This window comes from Agromyces mangrovi, assembly GCF_030296695.1.
In the GTDB taxonomy this organism is placed as follows: Bacteria; Actinomycetota; Actinomycetes; order Actinomycetales; family Microbacteriaceae; genus Agromyces; species Agromyces mangrovi.
Window position 1 is genome coordinate 511,188 of sequence record NZ_AP027737.1, and the last position, 22,483, is coordinate 533,670.

22 protein-coding genes and 1 tRNA gene are annotated in these 22,483 nt (G+C 70.9%); 7 read left to right on the top strand and 16 right to left on the bottom strand.

Translation table 11 applies throughout. The features are described 5' to 3' along the window. Positions 1–71 precede the first annotated feature (71 nt). The 3 genes from mfd to QUE38_RS02405 form a co-directional block, all read right to left on the bottom strand. Positions 72–3,854 carry a transcription-repair coupling factor gene (gene mfd, locus QUE38_RS02395; protein ID WP_286309987.1) on the bottom strand — a complete coding sequence of 1,261 codons (3,783 nt, stop codon included), beginning with the start codon at positions 3,852–3,854 and terminating at the stop codon, positions 72–74. A 45-nt stretch (positions 3,855–3,899) separates the two neighbouring features. Beyond that, positions 3,900–4,127 (bottom strand): hypothetical protein, encoded by a 228-nt coding sequence (locus tag QUE38_RS02400; protein WP_286309988.1) that lies wholly within the window; start codon positions 4,125–4,127, stop codon positions 3,900–3,902. 83 nt (positions 4,128–4,210) lie between these two features. Then, positions 4,211–5,671, bottom strand: coding sequence for an HNH endonuclease signature motif containing protein (locus tag QUE38_RS02405; protein WP_286309989.1), 1,461 nt, complete (start codon positions 5,669–5,671; stop codon positions 4,211–4,213). Between the two features lie 18 nt (positions 5,672–5,689). Here QUE38_RS02405 and QUE38_RS02410 point away from each other — a divergent pair, with 18 nt between their 5' ends. Further along, positions 5,690–6,472, top strand: coding sequence for an RNase H family protein (locus QUE38_RS02410; RefSeq protein ID WP_286309990.1), 783 nt, complete (start codon positions 5,690–5,692; stop codon positions 6,470–6,472). 23 nt (positions 6,473–6,495) lie between these two features. On the opposite strand, the gene pth is transcribed toward QUE38_RS02410, so the two are convergent. Both pth and QUE38_RS02420 read right to left on the bottom strand, forming a co-directional pair. After that, positions 6,496–7,122 (bottom strand): aminoacyl-tRNA hydrolase, encoded by a 627-nt coding sequence (gene pth, locus QUE38_RS02415; protein WP_286309992.1) that lies wholly within the window; start codon positions 7,120–7,122, stop codon positions 6,496–6,498. Between the two features lie 221 nt (positions 7,123–7,343). Continuing rightward, a complete protein-coding gene (locus tag QUE38_RS02420) occupies positions 7,344–7,976 on the bottom strand; it encodes a 50S ribosomal protein L25/general stress protein Ctc (RefSeq protein WP_286309993.1) in 633 nt (210 codons plus the stop codon). A 332-nt stretch (positions 7,977–8,308) separates the two neighbouring features. Here QUE38_RS02420 and gndA point away from each other — a divergent pair, with 332 nt between their 5' ends. Genes gndA through QUE38_RS02440 form a run of 4 tightly spaced genes read left to right on the top strand, consistent with a single transcriptional unit; the run spans position 8,309 to position 10,805 of the window. Beyond that, on the top strand, positions 8,309–9,715 hold the full coding sequence (gene gndA, locus QUE38_RS02425) for an NADP-dependent phosphogluconate dehydrogenase (protein WP_286311619.1): 1,407 nt from the start codon (positions 8,309–8,311) through the stop codon (positions 9,713–9,715). A 37-nt stretch (positions 9,716–9,752) separates the two neighbouring features. Then, positions 9,753–10,106: a DUF202 domain-containing protein gene (locus QUE38_RS02430; protein WP_286309994.1), complete on the top strand. Its 354-nt coding sequence runs from the start codon at positions 9,753–9,755 to the stop codon at positions 10,104–10,106. Between the two features lie 7 nt (positions 10,107–10,113). After that, complete coding sequence (locus tag QUE38_RS02435; RefSeq protein WP_286309995.1) at positions 10,114–10,455, top strand: DUF202 domain-containing protein; 342 nt, start codon at positions 10,114–10,116, stop codon at positions 10,453–10,455. Beyond that, on the top strand, positions 10,452–10,805 hold the full coding sequence (locus QUE38_RS02440; protein ID WP_281885518.1) for a hypothetical protein: 354 nt from the start codon (positions 10,452–10,454) through the stop codon (positions 10,803–10,805). Before QUE38_RS02435 ends, QUE38_RS02440 begins: the two co-directional genes overlap by 4 nt. Positions 10,806–10,840: 35 nt before the next feature. Here QUE38_RS02440 and QUE38_RS02445 read toward each other — a convergent pair whose 3' ends face one another. The 9 genes from QUE38_RS02445 to QUE38_RS02485 all read right to left on the bottom strand — a co-directional run bounded on the left by QUE38_RS02445 (position 10,841) and on the right by QUE38_RS02485 (position 18,528). Beyond that, entirely contained in the window at positions 10,841–11,188 is a 348-nt protein-coding gene (locus tag QUE38_RS02445) for a hypothetical protein (protein WP_286309998.1), read from the bottom strand. 54 nt (positions 11,189–11,242) lie between these two features. After that, positions 11,243–11,686 (bottom strand): SRPBCC family protein, encoded by a 444-nt coding sequence (locus QUE38_RS02450; RefSeq protein WP_433996937.1) that lies wholly within the window; start codon positions 11,684–11,686, stop codon positions 11,243–11,245. Positions 11,687–11,705: 19 nt separating this feature from the next. Next, positions 11,706–13,007: an MFS transporter gene (locus QUE38_RS02455; RefSeq protein WP_286310000.1), complete on the bottom strand. Its 1,302-nt coding sequence runs from the start codon at positions 13,005–13,007 to the stop codon at positions 11,706–11,708. Then, positions 13,004–13,678, bottom strand: coding sequence for a winged helix-turn-helix domain-containing protein (locus QUE38_RS02460; protein ID WP_286310001.1), 675 nt, complete (start codon positions 13,676–13,678; stop codon positions 13,004–13,006). The genes QUE38_RS02455 and QUE38_RS02460 overlap by 4 nt, the downstream gene beginning before the upstream one ends. Positions 13,679–13,736: 58 nt before the next feature. Continuing rightward, positions 13,737–14,198 (bottom strand): hypothetical protein, encoded by a 462-nt coding sequence (locus tag QUE38_RS02465; protein ID WP_286310002.1) that lies wholly within the window; start codon positions 14,196–14,198, stop codon positions 13,737–13,739. A gap of 107 nt (positions 14,199–14,305) precedes the next feature. After that, positions 14,306–15,997 (bottom strand): long-chain-fatty-acid--CoA ligase, encoded by a 1,692-nt coding sequence (locus QUE38_RS02470; RefSeq protein ID WP_286310003.1) that lies wholly within the window; start codon positions 15,995–15,997, stop codon positions 14,306–14,308. Positions 15,998–15,999: 2 nt separating this feature from the next. Then, positions 16,000–16,977, bottom strand: coding sequence for a ribose-phosphate diphosphokinase (locus tag QUE38_RS02475; RefSeq protein ID WP_286310004.1), 978 nt, complete (start codon positions 16,975–16,977; stop codon positions 16,000–16,002). Between the two features lie 23 nt (positions 16,978–17,000). Next, positions 17,001–18,455, bottom strand: coding sequence for a bifunctional UDP-N-acetylglucosamine diphosphorylase/glucosamine-1-phosphate N-acetyltransferase GlmU (gene glmU / locus QUE38_RS02480; RefSeq protein ID WP_286310005.1), 1,455 nt, complete (start codon positions 18,453–18,455; stop codon positions 17,001–17,003). Position 18,456: 1 nt separating this feature from the next. After that, positions 18,457–18,528: transfer RNA gene (locus QUE38_RS02485), tRNA-Gln, on the bottom strand. Between the two features lie 117 nt (positions 18,529–18,645). On the opposite strand from QUE38_RS02485, the gene QUE38_RS02490 reads away from it, so the two are divergent. Then, positions 18,646–18,909 carry a ribbon-helix-helix domain-containing protein gene (locus tag QUE38_RS02490; protein WP_286310007.1) on the top strand — a complete coding sequence of 88 codons (264 nt, stop codon included), beginning with the start codon at positions 18,646–18,648 and terminating at the stop codon, positions 18,907–18,909. Continuing rightward, complete coding sequence (locus QUE38_RS02495; protein WP_286310008.1) at positions 18,906–19,145, top strand: BrnT family toxin; 240 nt, start codon at positions 18,906–18,908, stop codon at positions 19,143–19,145. Before QUE38_RS02490 ends, QUE38_RS02495 begins: the two co-directional genes overlap by 4 nt. A 13-nt stretch (positions 19,146–19,158) precedes the next feature. On the opposite strand, the gene QUE38_RS02500 is transcribed toward QUE38_RS02495, so the two are convergent. Both QUE38_RS02500 and QUE38_RS02505 read right to left on the bottom strand, forming a co-directional pair. Then, positions 19,159–20,769: an amidohydrolase gene (locus QUE38_RS02500; protein WP_286310009.1), complete on the bottom strand. Its 1,611-nt coding sequence runs from the start codon at positions 20,767–20,769 to the stop codon at positions 19,159–19,161. Between the two features lie 33 nt (positions 20,770–20,802). Beyond that, positions 20,803–22,458 (bottom strand): MFS transporter, encoded by a 1,656-nt coding sequence (locus tag QUE38_RS02505; protein ID WP_286310010.1) that lies wholly within the window; start codon positions 22,456–22,458, stop codon positions 20,803–20,805. Between the last annotated feature and the right edge of the window lie 25 nt (positions 22,459–22,483).

Here is a 22,483-nt window from a genome sequence, read left to right on the forward strand (position 1 = left end):
CGGGGTATCCGTCGTCTCGGATGCCCGTGGGGTGCGCCCGCGCCGGGCGGCGCGCGCCCCGGGGCATCCGCTCAGCCCTGTGCCGCCGCGGCCACCGGCTCCGGCTCGGGGTAGAGCGCGCCGATGAGGTCGCCGACCCAGGCGATGAGGGCCGCGTCCTGCAGCGGTTCGCCGTGCTTGACGGGCAGCGGCACGAGAATGACGTCGTTCTGCGGGAAGTGCTTCGCGCCCGGGTAGAGCCGCTGCATTCTGACGAGCTTGGAGTCGGGCAGGCGCGCGGGGCCGATGCGGAGCTTCGAGCCGGTCGCGACGAGCTCGCCGAGGCCGGCGCGCTGGGCACGACGGCGCAGGCGCGAGACGAGCACGAGATTCGCGACCTCCTCGGGCGGAGTGCCGTAGCGGTCGGAGAGTTCCTCGACCACGAGGTCGATCTGGTCGTCCTTCGCATTCGGGCCGCTCGCCGCGGAGAGCTTCTGGTACGCCTCGAGGCGCAGCCGCTCGCTGTCGACGTACGCGTCGGGGATGTGCGCGTCGACCGGCAGCTCGAGCCGCAGCTCGGTCTGCCCCTCGGCCACGTCGCCGCGGAACGCCGACACCGCCTCGCCGATCATGCGCAGGTACAGGTCGAAGCCGACGCCGGCGATGTGGCCGGCCTGCTCGGCGCCGAGCAGGTTGCCCGCGCCGCGGATCTCGAGGTCCTTCAGGGCCACCTGCATGCCGCTGCCGAGCTCGTTGTTCGCGGCGATGGTCGAGAGGCGGTCGTGCGCGGTCTCGCTGAGCGGCTTCTGCTCGTCGTAGAGGAAGTACGCGTAGGCGCGCTCGCGGCTGCGGCCGACGCGGCCGCGCAGCTGGTGCAGCTGGCTGAGGCCGTACTTGTCGGCGCGGTCGATGATGATCGTGTTCGCGTTCGAGATGTCGAGGCCGGTCTCGATGATGGTGGTCGAGACGAGCACGTCGAACTTGCGCTCCCAGAAGTCGACGACGATCTGCTCGAGCACGTGCTCGTTGAGCTGGCCGTGGGCGACCGCGATGCGTGCCTCGGGCACGAGCTCGGCGAGCTGGGCGGCGACGCGGTTGATCGACGAGACGCGGTTGTGCACGAAGAACACCTGGCCCTCGCGCAGCATCTCGCGGCGGATCGCGGCGCCGACCTGCTTTTCGGAGTACGGGCCGACGAAGGTGAGGATCGGATGCCGGTCCTCGGGCGCCGTCGCGAGGGTCGACATCTCGCGGATGCCCGTGACCGCCATCTCGAGCGTGCGAGGAATGGGTGTGGCGCTCATCGCGAGGATGTCGACGTTCGTCTTCAGCTGCTTGATGCGGTCCTTGTGCTCGACGCCGAAGCGCTGCTCCTCGTCGATGATGAGGAGGCCCAGGTCCTTGAACGTGATCTTCTCGGTGAGCAGGCGGTGCGTGCCGATGACCATGTCGACGCTGCCGTCGGCGAGGCCGGCGATCGCCTCCTTCGCCTCCTTGTCCGTCTGGAACCGGCTGAGTGCGCGCACGCGCACCGGGAAGCCGGCGAACCGCTCCTGGAACGTCTCGAGGTGCTGCTTCACGAGCAGCGTGGTCGGCACGAGCATGGCGACCTGCTTGCCGTCCTGGATCGCCTTGAACGCGGCGCGCACCGCGACCTCGGTCTTGCCGAAGCCGACGTCGCCGGCGAGCAGGCGGTCCATCGGGATGGGCCGCTCCATGTCGGCCTTCACCTCGTCGATGGTCTGCAGCTGGTCGGGGGTCTCGGCGTACGGGAACGCCTCCTCGAGCTCGTGCTGCCACGGGGTGTCGGGGCCGAACGCGTGGCCCTTCGCCGCCATACGCGCCGAGTAGAGCTTCACGAGCTCGACGGCGATGTCGCGCACGGCGCGGCGGGCCTTGCCCTTGGCCTGCGCCCAGTCGCTGCCGCCCATCTTGCTGAGCGACGGCGCCTCGCCGCCGACGTAGCGGCTGAGCAGGTCGAGCTGGTCGGTCGGCACGTAGAGGCGGTCGCCGGCCTGACCGCGCTTGCTGGGTGCGTACTCGAGCACCAGGTACTCGCGCACGATGGTCGGCGCCTGCTGCACGCCTGCGGTGCGGCTGGGGCCGGTGGGGCGGGCGCCGGCGGCGACCTCGCGCTGCACCATCTCGACGAAGCGGCCGATGCCGTGGGTCTGGTGCACGACGTGGTCGCCGGGCTTCAGCTGGAGCGGGTCGACGACGTTGCGGCGGCGGGAGGCGAGCTTCTTGCCCTGGCGGGCGTCGTAGCCGGCGGCGCGGCCGTAGAACTCGGCTTCGGAGATGAGGCCGAGCTTCGCGTCGGGCAGGTCGAAGCCGGTGGTCGCGTCGGCCTGCACGAGGTAGGCGACACCGGGCTCGGGGTCTGCGGGGACGTGGTCGACGATGCGGCCGGCGAGTTCGTGCTCGGCGAGCACGTCGCGGGCGCGCTCGACGAGGCCGGATCCGGCGGCGGCGATCACGAGGCTCCAGCCGTCGCGGAGGCGGGCGGCGACGTGCGCGACGGCGCCGTCGACGTTGCCGTGGAAGCTCGGCACGGGCGTGGCGAGCACGCGCAGGGCGGTGCCGGGAGAAGCGGCGGATGCTGCGGGGCCGGCGCTCGACCCGCCACCGGTGGCCGCGAACCCACCGGCCGAGGTCGCGCTCGCGTTGGCGGGGCTGGTGCCGCCGGAGGCATCCGCTCGCCCTGCACCGGTGCCGTCACCCACGACGTCGACGGCGTCGCCCATGTCGAAGCCGCTGAAGGTCCACCAGACGCGACCGGGGTCGGGTTCGCCCGGTGCGCTGAAGAGGGCGTCCTCGCGGAGTTCGGCGATGCTCAGGAAGTCGCCCGAGGCGAGGTCGATGGGGGCGGCGGCGCCGGCGGTGGCGGCGCTCCAGGCTGCGGAGAGGAACTCCTGGTTCGTCTCGGCGAGGCTGACCGCGCGGCTCTCGACGCGTTCGGGCGAAATGACCGCGATGGCGGCGCCCTCGGGCAGGTAGTGCGTGATCGGCACGAGTCGTTCGAGCAGTGCCGGGGCGAGCGACTCCATGCCCTCGACCGGGATGCCCTCGGAGACCTTCTCGAGCATGCCCGCGAGGCCGGGGAACTCGTGCACCATCTCACGGGCGCGCTGGCGCACGGGCGGGGTGAGCAGCAGCTCGCGGCTGGGGGCGAGGACGGCCTCGTCGATGGGTTCGGGCAGTGAGCGCTGGTCGGCGACCGAGAAGGCGCGGAGCTGGTCGACCTCGTCGCCGAAGAACTCGATGCGGAGCGGGTGGTCGGCGGTCGGCGGGAAGACGTCGAGGATGCCGCCGCGGACGGCGAACTCGCCGCGGCGCGAGACCATGTCGACGCGCGAGTAGGCGAGGTCGACGAGCTGCTCGGCGATGCGGGCGAGGTCGTGGCCGCGGCTGCCCGCGGCGAGGCGGATCGGTTCGAGGGTCGCGAGGTTGTCGGCGACGGGCTGCAGGGCGGCGCGGACCGAGGCGGTGATGATGAGCGGATGCCTCGGGCGCTCGGATTCCGTCCACTCGGCCATGCGGCGGATGGCGTGGAGTCTGCGGCCGACGGTCTCGGCACTGGGGCTCAGGCGTTCGTGCGGGAGCGTCTCCCAGGCGGGGAACTCGAGGAGTTCGGTGTCGTCGGGGAGGTACGGGGCGAGTGCGCCGCGGAGCGATTCGGCCTCGCGGCTGGTGGGTGCGATGAGCAGCAGTGCGGGCGGTTCGTCGGCCTCGATGCGGCGGGTGAGGAGGCCGGCGGCGAGCGGTGCGTCGAGTCCCGGGAGCGCCGAGAACTCCGCGTTGTGCGAGGCCTGCGCGAGGGCTTCGTCGAACGTGGAGGCGCGCGAAAGCGCCGTGAGAAAGCCCTGGAGGATCACCGGGCAAGTCTACGCGGGCCTGCCGACACGGAGGCTGGGTAGTGCCTACCCGGCGAGCAACCCGAAGAGGAAGTTGACCGGTACTGTCAGCAGGGCCAGCCCAAGCACGGCGCATCCGATCGGCAGTAGGACGTGCTTGGCACCGATCTGGAGTCCAACTCGCCGACGTCGCACGAGCTGAATGGAGGTGACGGTGGCTGCGGCGATGAGGCCGAGCGCCCAGAGCAGCGTTCCGATCAGGAACGCCGCGGCGACGAATACGACCATGCCCACGTGCCGATTCTCGGCGATGGGTCGGGTTCGACCGGACGCGCGGGATGGCGCTGTGGACAACGCCGGCGCCGCGCAGCACGCGCCTATGCGGCGGCGTCGACGCGCACCTCGAATCGGGCTCGGCCACCGAGGCGTGGGGTGAGGGTGGGGTCGACGTGCGGGGGTGGCGTGAACCAGACGGTGCCGTCGCGCACGGTGATGGTCCAGCCGTCGTCGTGGACGCGGCGGTGGCAGAAGCTGCAGAGCAGGATGCCGTTGTCGAGGTCGGTCGGGCCGGCGTCGCGCTCCCACCAGCGGATGTGGTGGGCCTCCACGTAGCTGATGTTCTGGCCGCAGCTCGCGCACCCGCCGTCGCGCTCGCCGAGTGCGAGCCGCTGCTCCTTCGTGAACAGGCGTGCGGCGCGGCCGAGGTCGAGCGGCACGCTGTCCCCGCCGAGCACCGCCGGGATGAGCTCGGCGTCGGCGGCCATGCGACGGGCCGATACCGGCTGGTCGATGCCGTCGATCGTCGCGACGCCGAGTCCTTCCCGCAGCGTTTCGAGGTCGACGCGCACGACGGCGGTCGTCTTCGCGAGCGGCGGGAGCGTGTCGCGGCAGCCCAGGCAGTGCCGGGCGAGGTCGGCAAGCGCGTCGGCCTGCAGCTGCGGGATCGTGCGGTGATCATCGATGGGCGCTTCGGGCCGCCTCCGCAGCGCGTCGCTCACGAGCGACTCGAGCGCGGCCTTCACGGGCGCGGCGGTCTCGGGGTCGAGCCGGCCCGACACGTGCACCATGCCGTCGCGTCCCTCGCGCAGCGTGATGCCGCGCTGCTGCCGCAGCTCCTCCTCGCGGGGCGCCACGCCGTCCTGGTCGAGCATCGCCTCGGGCTGCCGGATCGCCCGCTGCAGCATCGCCAGCGGCAACGATGCCGCATGCGCCACGAGGGTCGCCTCGACGCCTTGCATCGCCTCGGGATCGGCGCGCAGCGCCACGCGCTCGAGCATCGACGTGATCGCCGACGCCGCGTCTAGGCTGATCGACCCGGCACCCACGGCCGCGGCGACGGACGGGTGCTTCGCGGGCATCCGCTCGCCTGAGAACGACTCGCGCTCGCGCGTCGCCGCGCCGACGCTGAGCAGCCGCATGGCGTCACCGGTCGATCCGCCGGTCGACGACGCCACCAGCCGCGCCGGGTTGTGGAAGCCTTGCTGCTTCGCCAACCCCTCCGACCCGAACTCCGACCGGGACCGCCGCGCGACCTCGTCGGCGACCCGCGCGAGCAGCGCTTCGGTGTCGCGACGCACCTGCGCCACCGCATCCGTCACCCGCACCAGCCCGGCGTCGCTCATGCGCTCGACCTCGGACTGCAGATCACCCCGCACACCACCGCCCGCGGGCAGCGCTCCGACCCACTCGCCACCGAGCGCATCGACGTGCGCGGCGAGGGCTGCGAGGGGGTTCGACATGCCTCTATTCTGGCAGAGATTCGCCCGACATTCGAAACTTTGTTCGAACAGTGGAGAACTCGATTCGCGGCTGTGGATAGCATGGTCGCCGCCCCGCACGCCCGAGGAAGGACCCGCATGATCATCGCCGCCGCCGACGGATCCGCGCTCGGCAACCCCGGCCCCGCCGGGTGGGCCTGGTACGTCGACGACGCCTGCTGGGCCGCGGGCGGCTGGCCGCACGGCACCAACAACCAGGGCGAGCTGACGGCGGTGCTCGAGCTGCTCCGCGCGACGGCGCACCTCGATGACGAGCTCGTGATCCACTGCGACAGCCGCTACGTCATCGACGCGATCACCAAGTGGATGCCCGGCTGGAAGCGCAAGGGCTGGCGCAAGCGCGACGGCTCCCCCGTGCTCAACCTCGAGATCATGCAGGCGCTCGACGCCGCGATGGTCGGCCGCAACGCCCGCTTCGAGTGGGTGCGCGGACACACCGGCCACGACCTCAACGAGGCCGCCGACGACCGGGCGCGCGCCGCCGCGACCGCCTACCAGCGCAAGACCGAAGTGCCCGCGGGTCCGGGCTGGTCAGACGACTGCGTGACGGATGCCGGTGGGTCGGGCGCCTCCGATACGGCGACGGATGCCCCCGAAGGCGACGCCCCGAACACGACGACGGATGCCCCCGAGCCGGCGCCCGCAACCCCCGCAGCGGATGCCCCTGAGCCAGCCGCCGCTCCGGTCGCAGCGCGCCCCGACCGCACCGACGACGACGCCGCCCTCTTCGACTTCGACGACCCCGAGGCGGACTGGCGCACGCTGCAACTCGAGCTCACGACCGAGGAGCACACGCGCCTCACCGAGCGCGCCCGCGCCGCGGGCGTCACCCCCGAGGAGTTCCTCCGCGGCCTGATCTGAGCCGCAGGCCCTGCGGGCAGCGCCTACGCCGGCGCGTGGAACCGCTGCTGCGCCGCCACGAGGCCGTCGTCGACGATCGCCTCGACGGCATCCGCGGCATCCGACAGCAGTGACGGCAGCGCCTGGCGCTCCGCGCCGGCGAAGTCGCGCAGCACGAAGTCGGCCGGATCCTGCCTGCCCGGCGGGCGACCGATGCCCACGCGCACGCGCACGAAGTCGGGCGTCGAGAGCGCCTTGGCGATGTCGCGCAGTCCGTTGTGGCCGCCGTGCCCGCCGCCGCGCTTCAAGCGCACCGTGTCGAACGGGATGTCGAGCTCGTCGTGCACGACGATCACCCGGTCGGCCGGCACCGACGCGTACTTCACGAGCGCCGACACGGGTCCGCCCGACGTGTTCATGTAGCTGTTCGGCTTGGCGATGATGAGCTTCGCGCCGCCGGGGCGCACGAAGCCCTCCGCGACGCGCGACGGCGTGCGATGCGAGCGGAATGAAGCCCCGATGCGCGAGGCCAGCTCGTCGGCGACCATCTGCCCGACGTTGTGGCGGTTGCCGGCGTACTGGGCGCCGGGGTTGCCGAGGCCCACGACGAGCCAGGTGTTCGCGGCCACTGCGGGGTCCTCTCGGCGGCGCAGGCGGTCGAACAGGCCCATGCGCCCTCCTGCGGTCTCAATGAAGATGGTAGATCGGATGCGGCGCCCAACCGCCCCCGAAACGTCAGCGCCCGACGGGCGCCGGCCACGTCGACGGGCCGGCCCGAGCGAGCGGCCGGCTCAGGGGCATCCGCTCGCCGAATCTCCCCGGAGACGAGCAGGGCCCGCACCGACACCCCGAGCGTACCCGGGGGCGGCACGGGCCCCAGCGAAAATCGCGGCTACTCGGCGGCCTCGGCCGACTCCTCGGCAGCGGCCTCGGCGGTCTCCTCGGCGGCCTCCTCCTCGGCGGCGGGCTCCTCGCCCAGGTCGACCTTCTGCGGCTCGTGCACGTGCACGACGAGCACGTCGCCCTCGGTGAGCAGCGTGGCGCCCTTGGGGAGCTTCACGTCCGACGCGTGGATCTGCGAGCCGTCCTCGAGGCCCTCGACCGACACGACGACGTTCTCGGGGATGTGGGTCGCCTCGACCTCGAGCTGCAGCGTGTGCGCGTCGAGGTCGGCGATGAGGCCGGCGACGGGCTCGCCCTCGAGGTGCACGGGCACCTCGACGTGGACCTTCTCGCCCTTCTTCACGACGATGAGGTCGAGGTGCTCGATGAGCTGGCGCACCGGGTCGCGCTGCACGTCCTTCACCAGGGCGAGCTGCGTGCCGCCGTCGATGTCGAGCGTGAGCACGGCGTTCGCCTTGCGCACGATCAGCGCGGTCTCGTGCCCGGGCAGCGTGAGGTGCTGCGGGTCGGTGCCGTGGCCGTAGAGCACGGCGGGGATCTTGTCGGCGGCGCGGATCTTGCGAGCCGCACCCTTGCCGAACTGGGTGCGGAGCTCTGCGCTCAGCTTGTTGTCGTCAGCCATGGCTGTCTCTTCTCCTCATCGGGACGTGTCGCCCCAGGTCTTGTGTTGTTCAACTCGAACGCTCGTCAGCGTGAGGAATGACCGAAAGCCACATCCACCGCGTCGATCACGGATGCCGCGAGCCGGCGAAGCACCGGCCGCGAGGCATCCCTCGCCGAAGTCCAATCGACCACTCTACCAGCCGTCGCACGACGACTCCGAACTCGGGGGTGCGGGCGGGGAACACTACGCTAGTCGGCGTATCGATTCGCGGGCGGATTCACACGAGGGAGTCACGGAACGTGGCAGCAACAGCAGCAACAGCGAACATCGGCGTCGTCGGCCTGGCGGTGATGGGCTCGAACCTGGCCCGCAACCTGGCCAGCCGCGAGGGCAACACGGTCGCCGTGTTCAACCGCACCTGGTCGAAGACCGAGACGCTCATCACCGAGCACCCCGAGGCCGGCTTCGTCGCCTCGGAGGAGATCGACGACTTCGTCGCGTCACTCCAGCAGCCGCGCACCGCGATCATCATGGTCAAGGCGGGGGCGGGCACGGATGCCGTCATCAACGAGCTGGCGGACCGCTTCGAGCCGGGCGACATCATCGTCGACGGCGGCAACGCGCTGTTCACCGACACCATCCGCCGCGAGAAGGCGCTGCGCGAGCGCGGCCTGAACTTCGTCGGCGCCGGCATCTCCGGCGGCGAGGAGGGCGCGCTGCTCGGCCCGTCGATCATGCCCGGCGGCTCGGCGCAGGCGTGGGAGACGCTCGGCCCGATCCTGAAGTCGATCGCGGCGGTCGCCGAGGGCGAGCCGTGCGTGACGCACATCGGCACCGACGGCGCCGGCCACTTCGTGAAGATGATCCACAACGGCATCGAGTACGCCGACATGCAGTTGATCGCCGAGGCCTACGACCTCATCCGCCGCGGCACCGGCAAGTCGCCGGCCGAGATCGCGGAGGTCTTCGCCGAGTGGAACCGCGGCGAGCTCGAGAGCTACCTCATCGAGATCACCGCCGAGGTGCTGCGCCAGGTCGACGCTGAGACGGGCAAGCCCCTGGTCGATGTCATCCTCGACCAGGCGGGCGCGAAGGGCACCGGCGCGTGGACCGTGAAGAGCGCGCTCGACCTGGGCATCCCTGTCTCGGGCATCGCGGAGGCCGTGTTCGCCCGGTCGCTGTCGTCGAAGCCGGCACAGCGCGCCGCGGCATCCGACCTGCCCGGCCCCGCCGAGGCGTGGACCGTCGACGACGCCGACGCCTTCATCGAGGACGTGCGCAAGGCGCTCTTCGCCTCGAAGATCGTCGCCTACTCGCAGGGCTTCGACGAGATCGTCGCGGGCGCCGAGGAGTACGGCTGGGACATCCACAAGGGCGAGGTCGCGAAGATCTGGCGGGGCGGATGCATCATCCGCGCCCAGTTCCTCAACCGCATCACCGACGCGTACGCCGCCGACCCGGGTCTCGTGGCGCTGCTGACCGCACCGTACTTCCGCGACGCGCTGACCGAGTCGCAGGAGGCGTGGCGCCGCGTGGTCGTGGCGGCCGCACAGGCTGGCATCCCGTCGCCGGCGTTCTCGTCGTCGCTCGCCTACTACGACGGGCTGCGGGCCGACCGCCTGCCGGCCGCACTCGTGCAGGGGCAGCGCGACTTCTTCGGCGCGCACACGTACCAGCGCGTCGACAAGGACGGCATCTTCCACACGCTCTGGTCGGGCGACCGCACCGAAATCGAGACCGACGGCCCGAGCCACTAGGCCCGGAACTCTCGGCCCGGAAACGGCGGAACGACCCATGGCACAGCCGCGCTGGCGCTCGGAGGGCGAGGACCCGGACTACCGGTTCACGCTCGCCAACGAGCGCACGTTCCTCGCGTGGATCCGCACGGCGCTGGCGCTGCTCGCCGGCGGCGTGCTGCTGTTCGAGTTCGCGTCGACGATCGGGCCGCGCGTGCTCGTGGTCGTGCTGGCCGTCGGGCTCGCGGTCGTCGCCGCGGTGCTCGGCGGCCTGTCGTACGTGCGCTGGCGTGCCAACGAGATCGCGATGCGGCACGGGCGCGCGCTGCCGTACAGCATCGCCGTGCCGGTGCTCGCGGCCGTCGCCCTGCTCGGGGCGGCGACCATCGCCGTGATGATCCTGCTGGGCTGAGCTGCTCGTGAGTTCCGTCGTTCCGTCGTACGAGGGCCGTGACCCCGGGCTCCAGCCCGAGCGCACGGCCCTGTCGTGGAGCCGCACGGCGCTCGCGATCGCCGTGAACGCGCTGCTCGTGCTGCGCTCGGGCTTCGTGTCCGACCAGCCGGCGCTCGCGGTGCTCGGCGTGCTGCTGTTCGCGGCAGCGGCCGCGGCCGCGGCCTACGGGGTCGTGCGTGCGCGCGAGCTCGGACACGAGGGCGGCGTCGTGATGCCGTCGGCGTGGCCGCTGCTCGCGGTCGCGGCGGTCGTGCTGCTCGCAGCGGTGGGCGGCGTCGCCTCGATCGTGGTGGAGGCGGGGCGATGAGCGACGAGCACCCGGAGCTGGCCGGCTACGAGGCATCCGACGGCCCCTACCGCCCCCGCCGAGCGAAGGTCATGCGCGCAGTCGTGCTCGTCGCGCTCGCCGCCATGCTGCTGCCGCTCGTGCTCTCGGCCGTATCGGTCGCCCGCTCCACCGCCGCCCGCGCCTGCTTCGTCTACGTCGAGACCTACGTGCCCGACGCCGCCGCCTCCCACGTGCGCTTCGACCTCTTCGAGGAGACCGGCGCTGGCTGGCAGTGCGACTGGATCACCACCAGCGGCGTCACCCACCACCTCGGCAGCCTCGGGCTGATCCCGTCGGGCGCGGTCGTGCCGCCGGGCGTGCGGACCTGAGAACGCTTCGAGCGAAAACCGATCCGAAGCGGATGTTAGGCCGAGTCAGCACCGCCGTCTCTAGGCGACCCCGCCTCTAGCTTGGCGCGCATTTGGTCCAGAAGCGTCTGGACCTGGGCGTCGTCGAACAGCATCCCAACCTCGATCGCAGGACCGCTGAGATCGGCGGTCGATTCGACGATCACCTCGAACTCGCCGCTGTCCCAGATTGTTGCGACGACGAGTTCGCGTTCAGTAGCGATCTCAAGCGTGACGCTGTCCTTGCTACGGCCAGAGCTTGGCCCAGTGAGATCGACGCTCGCCCCGTCTGCTTCCATCGACTTCAGGTTCAGCTCGAGCCACACCACTGCAGACGTGAGAAGGTGCCTGCTCTGGACGCCCATAGTCTCCCTCGCCGCCTTCCGATTTCTTCGCCAAGTTGTCGCATCGGCGAACGGTCAAGCCAGTGCCTCGAGCAGATGCGCGTTCCGCTTCGCGATGAGTCGGCGCAGGTAGGGCACGAGCACCACGCGCTCGGCGAGGCGGCCGAAGATCGGGGACGCGACCGTGATCCGGTCGGTCATCCGCGTTCCGGTGCCGGACGTCTCGAACTCATGGACGTGCGTGAACGCCCGGAACGGCCCCCGCACCTGCCGGTCGACGAACCGAGACGGACGCTCCAACTCGGCGATCTCCGACGTCATGGTGAACCAGATGCCGAAGTGGCGCGCCCGCCAGGTCACGGTCTCGCCGAGGCCGATGCGCCCGGTGGTCACACCGGCGACCGCGCGCTCCCCGGACTGCGCCATCGACGACACGTGCGCGTCGATGTCGAGCGAGATGTCGAGCATCTCCTCGACGCCGTACGGCGCCTCGGTCGTCAGGACGAAGGTGGATGGCACGATGCCATTCTGCCGAGCTTCAGGCGCTGGGATCCGGGGCTGGGGACGCTTTGACCGAGTGCGCGTCGACCCCTTCGGTTGGGCCCACCTCCGAGGCATCCGCCCGCACCCGCCGCGGCCACACCGCCGCCACCGCCGCGCCGAGCACCACGAGCACGTTCGCGACGATGAGCAGGCGGTAGTCGACGATGCCGAGCAGGGCGGCGCCGAGCAGCGTCGCGAGGGTCTGCGGCACGTTGATCGCGAGGTTCGCGGCGGCGCCGACGCGGCCCTGCAGGCGGGCGGGGGTGGTGCGCTGGCGGTGGGTCGCGTAGGCGACGATGACCCAGACGACGCCGAGCCCGACGAACGGGATCGCGGCGACCGCGAGCCACGCCCACCAGCCCGCGGTCGGCAGTAGGCCGAGGCCGACGATGGCGACGCCGAGCGCGATGGTGCGCGACTCTCCGAGCCGGCCGACGACCCGCGCGGCGGTGATGCCGCCGATGAGCGAACCCACGCCCTGCGCGGTGACGATGATGCCGAGCCACGCGCTGTCGAGTCCGAGCCCGCCGAGCGCCGGGAAGATGGTCGCGTTCGACAGGCCGGTCGACGCGAACGCGACGGTGATCACGATCGTGAAGAGGGCGAGCATGGGCGAGGCGGCGATGTGGCGCACGCCCGCGCCGAGCTCGGTCCAGTAGTGCGCGCGCTCGGCGGCGGGTGTCGGCGGAGTCTCCTGCAGGTCGATGCGGGCGATGAGCACCGACGCGATGGCGAACGTCGCCATGGTCGTGCCGATGACCCAGACGGGGCCCGCGAAGACGTACAGCGCCGTGCCGATGAGCGGCGAGAGCAGGCGCGCGGCCTGGTCGATCGTCGAGAGCAGGCCGTTGCCCGAGGCGAGCTCCTCGTCGGGCAGCAGGTCGCGGATCAGCCCCGACTGTGCGGCCGCCGTGAGGTACCCGACGCAGCCGTACAGCAGCATGACGACGTAGATGATCCAGACATCGGATGCCTCCTGCACGAGCAGCAGCACGAGCAGCAGCGGAACCATGGCGGCGTTCGCGAGCGCGAGCAGCTTGCGGCGGGAGAACCGGTCGGCGATCTCGCCGAGGAACGGGGCGCTGAGCGCGGCGAGCCCGAACATCACGAAGACGATCGCCGCGGCGGAGCCCGAGCCGGTGAGGTCGTTCACCCAGACCGCCATCATCAGGAACAGCGCGCTGTCGCCGATGTTGCTGAACACCCACGCGCCGGCGAGGCGGCGGAACGGTCGGCGCTGCCAGGCGGCGGGCGTGCGGCGACGGGCATCCGTCGTCTCGGTCTCGGGGGCGGTCATGACTGGGCTCCGGTCTCGTCGGTGGTGCGCTCGTCAGTGTCGGCTTCGTCGGTGTCGGTCGCATCGGGCGCGGCGCCAGGCGCCCCGGTGGGCACCGAGCCGGGCTCGGCGTTCAAGGTCGCGAACATGCGCACGAGCCGGGCGCCCTCGGGGCGCAGCGACGGGTCGCCGATGCGGCCGGTGAACGGCTCGACGAGGGCGACGATCTGCTCGCCCAGCGCGGCGAGTTCGTCGCGGGTCGCCCAGAAACTCGAGGTGCCGACCATCGACGACCCCGCCCACTCGTGCTCGGCGGTGTCGCGCCCGACGGCGTCGAAGTATCCGCGCAGGCGGGCGTGCTCGCGGTCGACGACCAGACCGGCGAGGCCGAGCACGGATGCCATGGAGTCGGCGTTCTCCGGCGCGGGCGCTGCGCCCCACTGCCGAGCGACGAGCCGCCACGGCTTCTCGCGCCCGCGCGGCTCGGCGCGCTCGATGTAGCCGTACTTCTCGAGCTGCCGCAGGTGGAACGACGCACTCGCGACCGACTCCCCCACCTGCTCGGCGCACTCCGTCGCGGTCGCGTCGACCACGTCACCGAGCATCTCGAGGAGCGCGAGACGGATGGGGTGCGCGAGGGCGCGGATGCGTGCGGGGTCGTCGACCTGCATCCGCTCGTCTGAACCTGCCATGTGGCGAGGCTACAACCCTAAAGACTCCTTGTGCAAGACTTCTTTAGGATTGATCTCGTCAGAGGAGCAGGAACGCCAGAACGGCGAAGACGACGACACCGACGAGACTCAGGCACGCTGCCAGCTCGGTCGTCGTGAGGCCGCCTCCACGTGGTCCAGAATCCTCGCCTCGCGCGCGCACGACCAGCACCGCCGCGAGCACGAAGGCGAGCAGGAGGACGAGGGCGACGACGATCGCCGCAGTGCCGATCGGCCCGGCCAGCGCCGGCTGCTCACCGACGTAGCGGATGGTCTGCGAGAAGAACACCATCCCAATCGCACACCAGACCACGCCCACCACGACGAGCTGGCGGACGTGGCTCGCGGGCGAAACCGCGAGCACGCCCGAACTCAGCGGCACGCTCGTCTGCCGCATGAGCCGACGGAAGAACCGCGTCAGTTGCACTCGAAACGTCGCGATCGCGAGACCACCCAGGAGGGCAGCTGTGCCCATGAAGAACGTGCCGACCGCGGAGATCACCCGTGCACCTCCGACGTCGACGGCCGAGAACCCGCGAGCTCGGGACGGCCGTCAAAGGCTACCGGGCGAGCGGCGCCTCAGCGGCATCCGCTCACAGCCCTACCGAGCTACAGCTGCTCGCGCACCTGCCGGCGGATGACCTTACCGATCAGTGACCGGGGCAGGTCGTCGACCTCGACGACTCGGCGGGGCACCTTGTAGGGCGTCAGCCGGTCGCGCACGGCGGTGCGGATCGCCTCGGGGTCGAGCGTCGCGCCCGGCTGGAGCACGACCGCGGCGACGACCTGCTCCCCCGAGTGCTCGTCGGGCATGCCCACGACGGCGCAGTCGACGACGTCGGGGTGCTGGCGGATGACGTCTTCGACCTCGCTCGGCGCGACGTTGAAGCCGCCCGTGATGATGAGCTCCTTGATGCGGTCGACGATGCGCACGAAGCCGCCGTCGTCGATCGTCACGATGTCGCCGGTGCGGAACCAGGGCGCGCCGCCGTTGGGGTCGTCGACGAACACCTCGGCCGTCTCCTCGGGGCGGTTCCAGTACCCGCTGAACACCTGCGGGCCGCGCACGACGAGCTCACCGCGCTCGCCGGCCGGCACGTCCTCGGTCGGCGCATCCGGGTCGACCACACGCACCTCGGTGTCTGGCAGCGGCAGGCCGACGGTGCCCGCGCGGCGGGTCGTCGCGACCGGGTTGGCCATGAGCACCGGCGAGGTCTCCGACAGTCCGTACCCCTCGACCAGGTACCCGCCGGTCTTCGCCTCCCACGGCTCGACGACCGATGCCGACAGCGGCATCGCCCCCGAGATCGCGATCGAGATGCCCTCGAGCGACACGCCCTGCTCGGCCGCGGCCGCGGTCAGGCGTTCGTAGATCGGCGGCACAGCCGGCAGGAACGTCGGCGGGTGCTTGCGCACCACTTTCAGCACGAGGTCGGGGTCGAAGCGCGGGAACAGCACGAGTCGCGCGCCCATGCTCATCGCGAAGGTGAGGCAGAGCGTCAGCCCGTAGGCGTGGAACATCGGCAGCACGGCGTAGACGACCGACGTGCCGCGCGGGATCTCGGGCACCCACGCGCGCGCCTGCGCGGCGTTCGCGAGCAGGTTCGCGTGCGTGAGCGTCGCGCCCTTCGGCCGGCCGGTGGTACCGCTCGTGTACTGGATGAGCGCCACGTCGCCGACACGCGGCGCGTGGATGTGGGGCTCGATGCGATCGGATGCCACGAGTTCGCGCCAGGTCACGGTGTCGCGCACGTCCGTGGTGAGCGCCTCGCGCGCCTCGCGGGCCTTCGCGATCGGCAGGCGCAGCGCCGCGCGGGTGCCGAACGGCATCGCGCGGGTGACGTCGACCGAGACGATGTGCCGCTGGGCGATGTCGTCGGGGAAGTCCTGGATGGTCTCGACGACCTTGCTCCAGGCGACGACGACGCGTGCGCCGTGGTCCTCGAACTGGTGGCGCAGCTCGCGCGGCGTGTAGAGCGGGTTGTGCTCGACCACGATCGCGCCGAGGCGGAGGATCGCGTAGAACGCAACGATGTGCTGCGGGCAGTTCGGCAGCACGATCGCCACTGGATCGCCGGGCTGCACGCCGAGCTTGCGGAGGCCTTCGGCGGCGCGGTCGATCTGCTCGCCGAGCTCGGCGTAGGTCGTGACGCGGCCGAAGAACTCGAGCGCAGGCCGGTCGGGATACTGCGCGACCGACTCGTGGATGAGGTCGATCAGCGACCCCGTGGGCGCGTCGAGGTGGTGCGGCACGCCCGGCGCGTAGCTTGCGAGCCAGGCCTTGCCGGAGGCATCCGACATGCCTATGCAGCCCCGTCGAACATGCTGGTGACGGAGCCGTCGTCGAAGACCTCGTGGATCGCGCGCGCGAGCAGCGGCGCGATCGACAGCACGGTCAGGCGGTCCCAGTGCTTCTCGGGCGGCAGCGGCAGGGTGTCGGTGACGACGACCTCGTCGATGAACTCGCTCTGCAGCAGCTCGGTCGCGGGCGGCGAGAACACCGCGTGCGTCGCGGCGACGACGATGTTGGTCGCGCCGTTCTTCTTCAGCGCCTCGGCGGCCTTCACGATGGTGCGGCCGGTGTCGATGAGGTCGTCGACCAGCAGGCAGGTGCGGCCCTCGACCTCGCCGACGATCTCGTGCACCGAGACCTGGTTCGGCACCAGCGGGTCGCGACGCTTGTGGATGATGGCGAGCGGCGCGCCGAGCTTGTCGCTCCAGATGTCGGCGACGCGCACGCGGCCCATGTCGGGCGAGACGACCGTGAGCGTCTCGGGGTCGAGCTTCTTCTTGAAGTGCTCGAGCAGCACCGGCATGGCGAAGAGGTGGTCGACGGGGCCGTCGAAGAAGCCCTGGATCTGCGCCGCGTGCAGGTCGACCGACATGATGCGGTCGGCGCCGGCGGTCTTGTACAGGTCGGCGACGAGGCGCGCCGAGATGGGCTCGCGACCGCGGCCCTTCTTGTCCTGCCGGGCGTACGGGTAGAACGGCGAGACGACGGTGATGCGCTTGGCGGAAGCCCGCTTCAACGCGTCGAGCATGATGAGCTGCTCCATGAGCCACTCGTTGATGGGCGACGGATGCGACTGGATGACGAACACGTCGCAGCCGCGCACGCTCTGGCTGAAGCGCGCGTAGATCTCGCCGTTGGCGAAGGTGCGCGAGTCCGACTCGACGAGCTCGGTGTCGAGCTCCCGCGCGATCTCCTCGGCCAGTGCCGGGTGCGCCCGGCCCGTCACAAGGACGAGCTGCTTCGTGGTCTTGCTCGTGATGCTCGACATCCGCTGGTGGTCCCTCCCCCGGCTCAGCCGGCGTCCGTCTCGTCGTCCGTTGCAGCAGGGGTCGCGGCCTCCGCCGCCTCCGCTGCGGCCGACCCGGGTCGGTGCTCCTGCACCCACCCCGGCAGGTTGCGCTGGGGGGCGACGTTCACCGCGAGCGCGCCGGCCGGTACGTCCTTGCGCACGACCGTCCCCGCTCCCGTGTACGCTCCGTCGCCAATCCTAATGGGCGCGACGAACACGCCGTGGGACCCGGTCCGCACGTGCGAGCCGATCTCCGAGTGGTGCTTGTTCACCCCGTCGTAGTTGGCGAAGATCGAGCCGGCGCCGATGTTCGCCCCCTCGCCGATCGTCGCGTCGCCCACGTACGACAGGTGCGGCACCTTGCTGCCCTCGCCGATCGTGGCGTTCTTCGTCTCGACGAACGTGCCGATCTTGCCGTCCGCGCCGAGCGCGGTGCCCGGGCGAAGGTACGAGAAGGGCCCGACGGATGCCCCTGGGCCGATGGCCGACAGGGTGGCATCCGTTCGCTTCACCGTCGCCCCCGCCCCGACCTCGCAGTCGAGCAGGGTGGTGTCGGGGCCGATCACGGCGCCCGCCTCGATGACGGTCGCGCCCTGGATGTGCGAGCCGGGCAGGATCGTCACGTCGGGCGCGATGCGCGCCTTCAGGTCGATCCAGGTGGACGCCGGGTCCTGCACGGTCACGCCGTTCAGCTGCCAGCCGCGGATGATGAGGGCGTTCAGCCTGAGGGCGGCCTCGCTGAGCTGCGCGCGGTCGTTCACGCCGGCGACGAGCCACGGCTCCGACACCGGCACGGCCGACACCTCGGAGCCCGCGCGACGCAGCAGCGCGATCATGTCGGTGAGGTACTTCTCGCCCTGTGCGTTGTCGGTGGTGAGGTTCGCGAGCTGGTCGCGCAGCTCCTGCACGCCGAACGCGTACACCCCGGCGTTCGCCTCCTGCAGGGCGAGCTCCTCGCTCGTCGCATCCTTCTGCTCGACGATGCGGTCGAGCGCCCCCTCGGCCGTGCGCACGATGCGGCCGTAGCCCGTGGCGTCGTCGTAGACGGCCGAGAGCACGGATGCGGCGGCCGTCGCGTCGCGGTGGCGCGCGAGGAACCCGTGCAGCGTGCCCGCGTTCAGCAGCGGCACGTCGCCGTTCAGCACGAGCACGTCGCCGTCGAAGTCGTCGGGCAGTGCGGCGACCGCCTGCTCGACGGCGCGGCCGGTGCCGGGCACCTCGTCCTGGTCGACGATGATCGCGTCGGGGTACTCGGCGAGGATCGCCTCGGCGACCCGGTCGCGCTCGTGTCGCACCACCGCGACGACGTAGGCGGCGTCGAGCTCGCGCGCCGTGGCGAGCACGTGCGCGATCATCGGCGCGCCCGCGAGCGGGTGCAGCAGCTTCGGGGTGGCGGACTTCATGCGCGTGCCCTGCCCGGCGGCGAGTACGACGACGGCGAGCTTCTCATCGGTCATGCTCCGCCACCAGGATTCGAACCTGGACTTCACAGCTCCAAAGGCTGTCGTGCTGCCGTTACACCATGGCGGACCGCGCGCTCCCGCAGGCGGGCACGCGCGCGTCCAAGTCTGCCATGCGGGGGTGCGCCAGGCGGTGTCGGCGAGCGGGGCTCTCGCACGGTGCTTATTTTCGTATTACACTATCACCATGAGTGAGCGCGAGTCGATCGACGGAGTGCCGGTCACCGAAGACCAGATCGCCGAGTGGGCTGCCGAGGCGGAGGCAGGCTACGACGTCACTGCTCTGAAGAAGCGAGGGCGTGGGCGCCCCGGGCGCGGCGCGGAGCCGTCGCAAGTTGTGGCACTGCGGCTCACGAGTGAGGAACTCGCCGCCCTCGATGCGCGAGCGGAACGCGAGCACAAGACGCGCTCCGAGCTCATCCGCGACGCGATCGCCGCCTACGCCGCGTGAAGGTCCACGCGGGCGCGCTCAAGCACGGCATCTCGGCCGAGGACGCGACGCAGGCGGCATCCTGGCCCCTCTGGATCGAGGATCTCGACGACGACTCCCCCGCCCGTCAGCTGCGTCTCGGATTCGACACGCAGGGTCGCCTGCTCGAGACGGTGGTGCTGACCTTCGACAGCGGCAACGAGCTGGTCATCCATGCGATGAAGGCGCGACCGCAGATGCTCGAGCTGCTTCCCTAGGTCGAACCAGCCGTCACGCCTGGTAGACGACCTCGCCGCGCTTGTAGGTGGTGACGACGGCGATGTCGCGGATCGCGTCGGGGTCGACCTCGAGCGGGTTCGCGTCGAGCACGACCAGGTCGCCGAGCTTGCCCACCTCGATCGAGCCGCGGTCATGCTCGGTGCGGTGCTCGTAGGCGCCGTTGATCGTCAGGGCACGCAGGCCCTCGAGCGGAGTGACGCGCTGCACCTCGCCGAGCACCACGCCGCCCGACGAGCGGCGCACGACCGACGACCACAGCAGCAGCAGCGGGTTGATCGGCGTGATCGGGTAGTCGGAGTGGTTCGTCGGCTTCAGGCCCTTGTCGATCGCGGTGCGCATCGGCGAGATGCCGAACGCGCGCCGCTCGCCGAAGTTGCGGATGTGCGTGTCGCCGAACAGGTACGTATGCACCGTGAACATCGACGGCTCGAACCCCTCGGCGACGTAGTCGTCGAGCTGCTCGATGCGCATGACCTGCGAGTGGATCGGCACGGTGCGCCCGGGCGGGGTCGCGCCGGCCGCGACGGCGTTGCGGTGCGCCGTGAGCAGCTGGTCGACCGCCCCGTCGCCGTTCGTGTGCGCGAACACCTGCACGCCGTTGCGGTAGGCGAGTTCGACGAGCTGGTCGGTCGTCGCCTGGTCGATGACCGCGAGGCCGTGCCAGTGCTGCTCCCCGCCGGGCCCGCCGGTGACGTACTCCTCGGTGACGTTCGCGGTACGCCCCTGCGGCGAGCCGTCGAGGATGAGCTTCAGCCCCTGCACGGTGTGCCCGTTCGAGGTGGTGCCGATGAGCCCCGACTCGAGGCCCTCCTGGAAGTCGGTGAACACCACGAGCGAGCGCACGTCGACCGGGATGCCCGCCCCGTCGGCGAGGTCGCGCACCTGGTGCACCTGCTCCATCGACGCAGCGCCGTCCTGCACCGTCGTCACGCCCCACCGCGCGTACTCGCGCAGCATCTGGAACATGGCCGACTCCTCGTAGTCGAGGAGGCCGAACACGAGCGGGATCCACGCCTGCTCCCACAGCACGCCGTTCGGCTTCCGCGTGCCCGGATAGCGCACGATCGTGCCGCCGTCCGGGTCGTCGACGCCGTCGACGAACCCGTGATCCTCGAGCACGCGCGTGTTGGCGACGCCGCCGTGCCCGGAGATGTGCACGACCGCGACCCGGTGCTCCGGGAACTCGCGGTCGAGGATGTCGGCGGTGAGCACCCCGTCGTCCTCCATCTCGTCGGGGTAGTAGCCCCAGCCGATGACGAACTCGCCCGGCGCCGGCTGGTTGCGGTCCTTCGCGTCGTGGAGCTTCCGCAGGATGTCGGCGACGGTGCGCACGTCGCCCGTCGGAGCGGGCTGCAGCGCCGCGTGCTTGATGTACGGCGCGCCCATCGAGACGTGGCTGTGCCCGTCGACGAAGCCCGGGATCACGGTCTTGCCGCCCACGTCGACCGTGGTCGTGTCGGGGCCCGCGAGCGCGGCGATCTCGTCGGCCGAGCCGACGGCGGTGATCAGCCCGTCGGTCACGGCCACCGCCTCCGCGATCGTGTCGGCGTCATCGACGGTGATGACGGTGCCGCCGGTGAGGATGAGGTCTGGTGCGGTCATTGCTGCCTCCGAGGCATCCGATCGTGCAGTGGTTCAGGTTCGGTCGTTCTCATCGGGGTCCGGCTTCGGCGAGGCATTCGACTGCCCCTCCCCGCCGCCTGCGGCGAGTGCCACGGGCGTGCCGTCGAGCGTGAGCGGGCCGTCGACCAGCGTGCCCGCCTTGCGCATGGCGTTTGCGCGGGCGAAGAACAGCGTCGAGATCACCGCCAGCACGGTGAGGATGCCGGCGAAGATGAACATGGTCGTGTTGAACGAGCCGACGAAGACATCGGATGCCTCGCCGATGACCCGTTCGACCTCGGCAGGGTCGTAGTCCGACAGGTCGCCGCCCGAGACGTACGAGGTGATCATGCCCGTGTAATAGCCCTGCTGCGCGGGCTCGACGTTCGCCTGGGCGAACGCCTCGGCGATGCCGCGGCCGTACTGGCCGAACAGGAAGGTCGAGCTGAGCGCGGTGCCGAGCGCGAAGCTCATCTGACCGATCGCGGTCTTCGACGACGCCATCGCGCCGGTGAGCGCGGGCGGCGGCTTCGCCACGAAGTATTGGCCCATCGTCGTCTCGTTGAGCATGCGGGCGAACCCACCGATGACCATGGGGATCGCGAAGAAGATGTACGGGGTCGACGTGCCCGAGAAGCCCATCCAGACGAGCGTGCCGATCAGCAGCACGTGCCCGACGATGAGGTTCAGCGAGGCGGGGATGCCCTTCGACAGCAGGCGGCCGGCCACGATCGCGCCGATCACCATGGCGATGTTCATCGGCAACTGGCCGAGGCTCACCTGCAGCGGCTGGTAGAGGAACACGTACTGCCACAGCATCGACAGCTGGATCATGACGACGGCCTGCCACATGTTGAACGAGAAGCCGACGGCGACCGAGCCTGCGAGCTCCGGGTCCTTGAAGAGCTTGACCGGGAAGGCCGGATGCGACGAGCGGGCCTCCCACCAGACGAAGACGACGAACGCCACCAGACCAACCCCGACGGGGATCAGCACCTGGGGTGACACCCAGCCCGACTCGGCCGCGCCCGAGAGCCCGTAGATGACCCCGACCATGGTGATCGCGATCATGCTGAGTCCGACGTAGTCGAACGGGCCGGGGTCGTTCGCCTTCGCCTCGGGCAGCCCGCGCAGGCACATGAGGAGTGCGATCACTGCGACGATCGGCAGCAGGAGATAGCCGTAGCGCCAGCCGAAGCCGGCCATCCAGCCAGCGACGACCCCCAGGATGAGCGCCGCGGCGGTCTGCCCGGCGAGCCAGAACGCGACCGCCTTCGGAATCTGATTCGGCAGCACCTCGCGCAGCAGCGCGAAGCTCAGGCCGAACGAGGCGGCGATGCCGATGCCCGTGATCGCCCGGCCCGACATGAAGATCAGGGTGGTCGGGGCGATCGCCGTGATCACGCCGCCCGCCGCAGCTACGACGAGTCCGGCGAGCATCACCCTGCGCCGGCCGAGCCGGTCGCCGAGCGACCCCGTGGTGAGGATGAACGCGGCGAGCGCGAGCGTGCCGACGCTGGCGGCGAAGGCCCGCTCCGACGACGACATGTCGAGCTCGGTGCCCGCGCCCACGATCGCGATGTTGTTCGCTGTCGGATCGACGACCTGCAGGCACGAGGCCGCGGTCAGTGCGATCAGTGCCGCGGTGGTGCCCTTCGTTGCCGTGCTTCCCGGCGCCTGCCTGCTCACGAGCTCCCCCGTCCGTCCCCCGACA

Bases quoted from the DNA above. Each gene is read 5' to 3' on its own strand.
- pth (WP_286309992.1), bottom strand. From the start codon at position 7,122: ATGGGCCTGTTCGACCGCCTGCGCCGCCGAGAGGACCCCGCAGTGGCC.
- glmU (WP_286310005.1), bottom strand. From the start codon at position 18,455: ATGACCGATGAGAAGCTCGCCGTCGTCGTACTCGCCGCCGGGCAGGGC.
- QUE38_RS02460 (WP_286310001.1), bottom strand. From the start codon at position 13,678: ATGGCAGGTTCAGACGAGCGGATGCAGGTCGACGACCCCGCACGCATC.
- QUE38_RS02475 (WP_286310004.1), bottom strand. From the start codon at position 16,977: ATGTCGAGCATCACGAGCAAGACCACGAAGCAGCTCGTCCTTGTGACG.
- QUE38_RS02490 (WP_286310007.1), top strand. From the start codon at position 18,646: ATGAGTGAGCGCGAGTCGATCGACGGAGTGCCGGTCACCGAAGACCAG.
- QUE38_RS02420 (WP_286309993.1), bottom strand. From the start codon at position 7,976: ATGGCTGACGACAACAAGCTGAGCGCAGAGCTCCGCACCCAGTTCGGC.
- QUE38_RS02440 (WP_281885518.1), top strand. From the start codon at position 10,452: ATGAGCGACGAGCACCCGGAGCTGGCCGGCTACGAGGCATCCGACGGC.
- QUE38_RS02455 (WP_286310000.1), bottom strand. From the start codon at position 13,007: ATGACCGCCCCCGAGACCGAGACGACGGATGCCCGTCGCCGCACGCCC.
- gndA (WP_286311619.1), top strand. From the start codon at position 8,309: ATGGGCTCGAACCTGGCCCGCAACCTGGCCAGCCGCGAGGGCAACACG.
- QUE38_RS02500 (WP_286310009.1), bottom strand. From the start codon at position 20,769: ATGACCGCACCAGACCTCATCCTCACCGGCGGCACCGTCATCACCGTC.
- QUE38_RS02445 (WP_286309998.1), bottom strand. From the start codon at position 11,188: ATGGGCGTCCAGAGCAGGCACCTTCTCACGTCTGCAGTGGTGTGGCTC.
- QUE38_RS02430 (WP_286309994.1), top strand. From the start codon at position 9,753: ATGGCACAGCCGCGCTGGCGCTCGGAGGGCGAGGACCCGGACTACCGG.
- QUE38_RS02410 (WP_286309990.1), top strand. From the start codon at position 5,690: ATGATCATCGCCGCCGCCGACGGATCCGCGCTCGGCAACCCCGGCCCC.
- QUE38_RS02470 (WP_286310003.1), bottom strand. From the start codon at position 15,997: ATGTCGGATGCCTCCGGCAAGGCCTGGCTCGCAAGCTACGCGCCGGGC.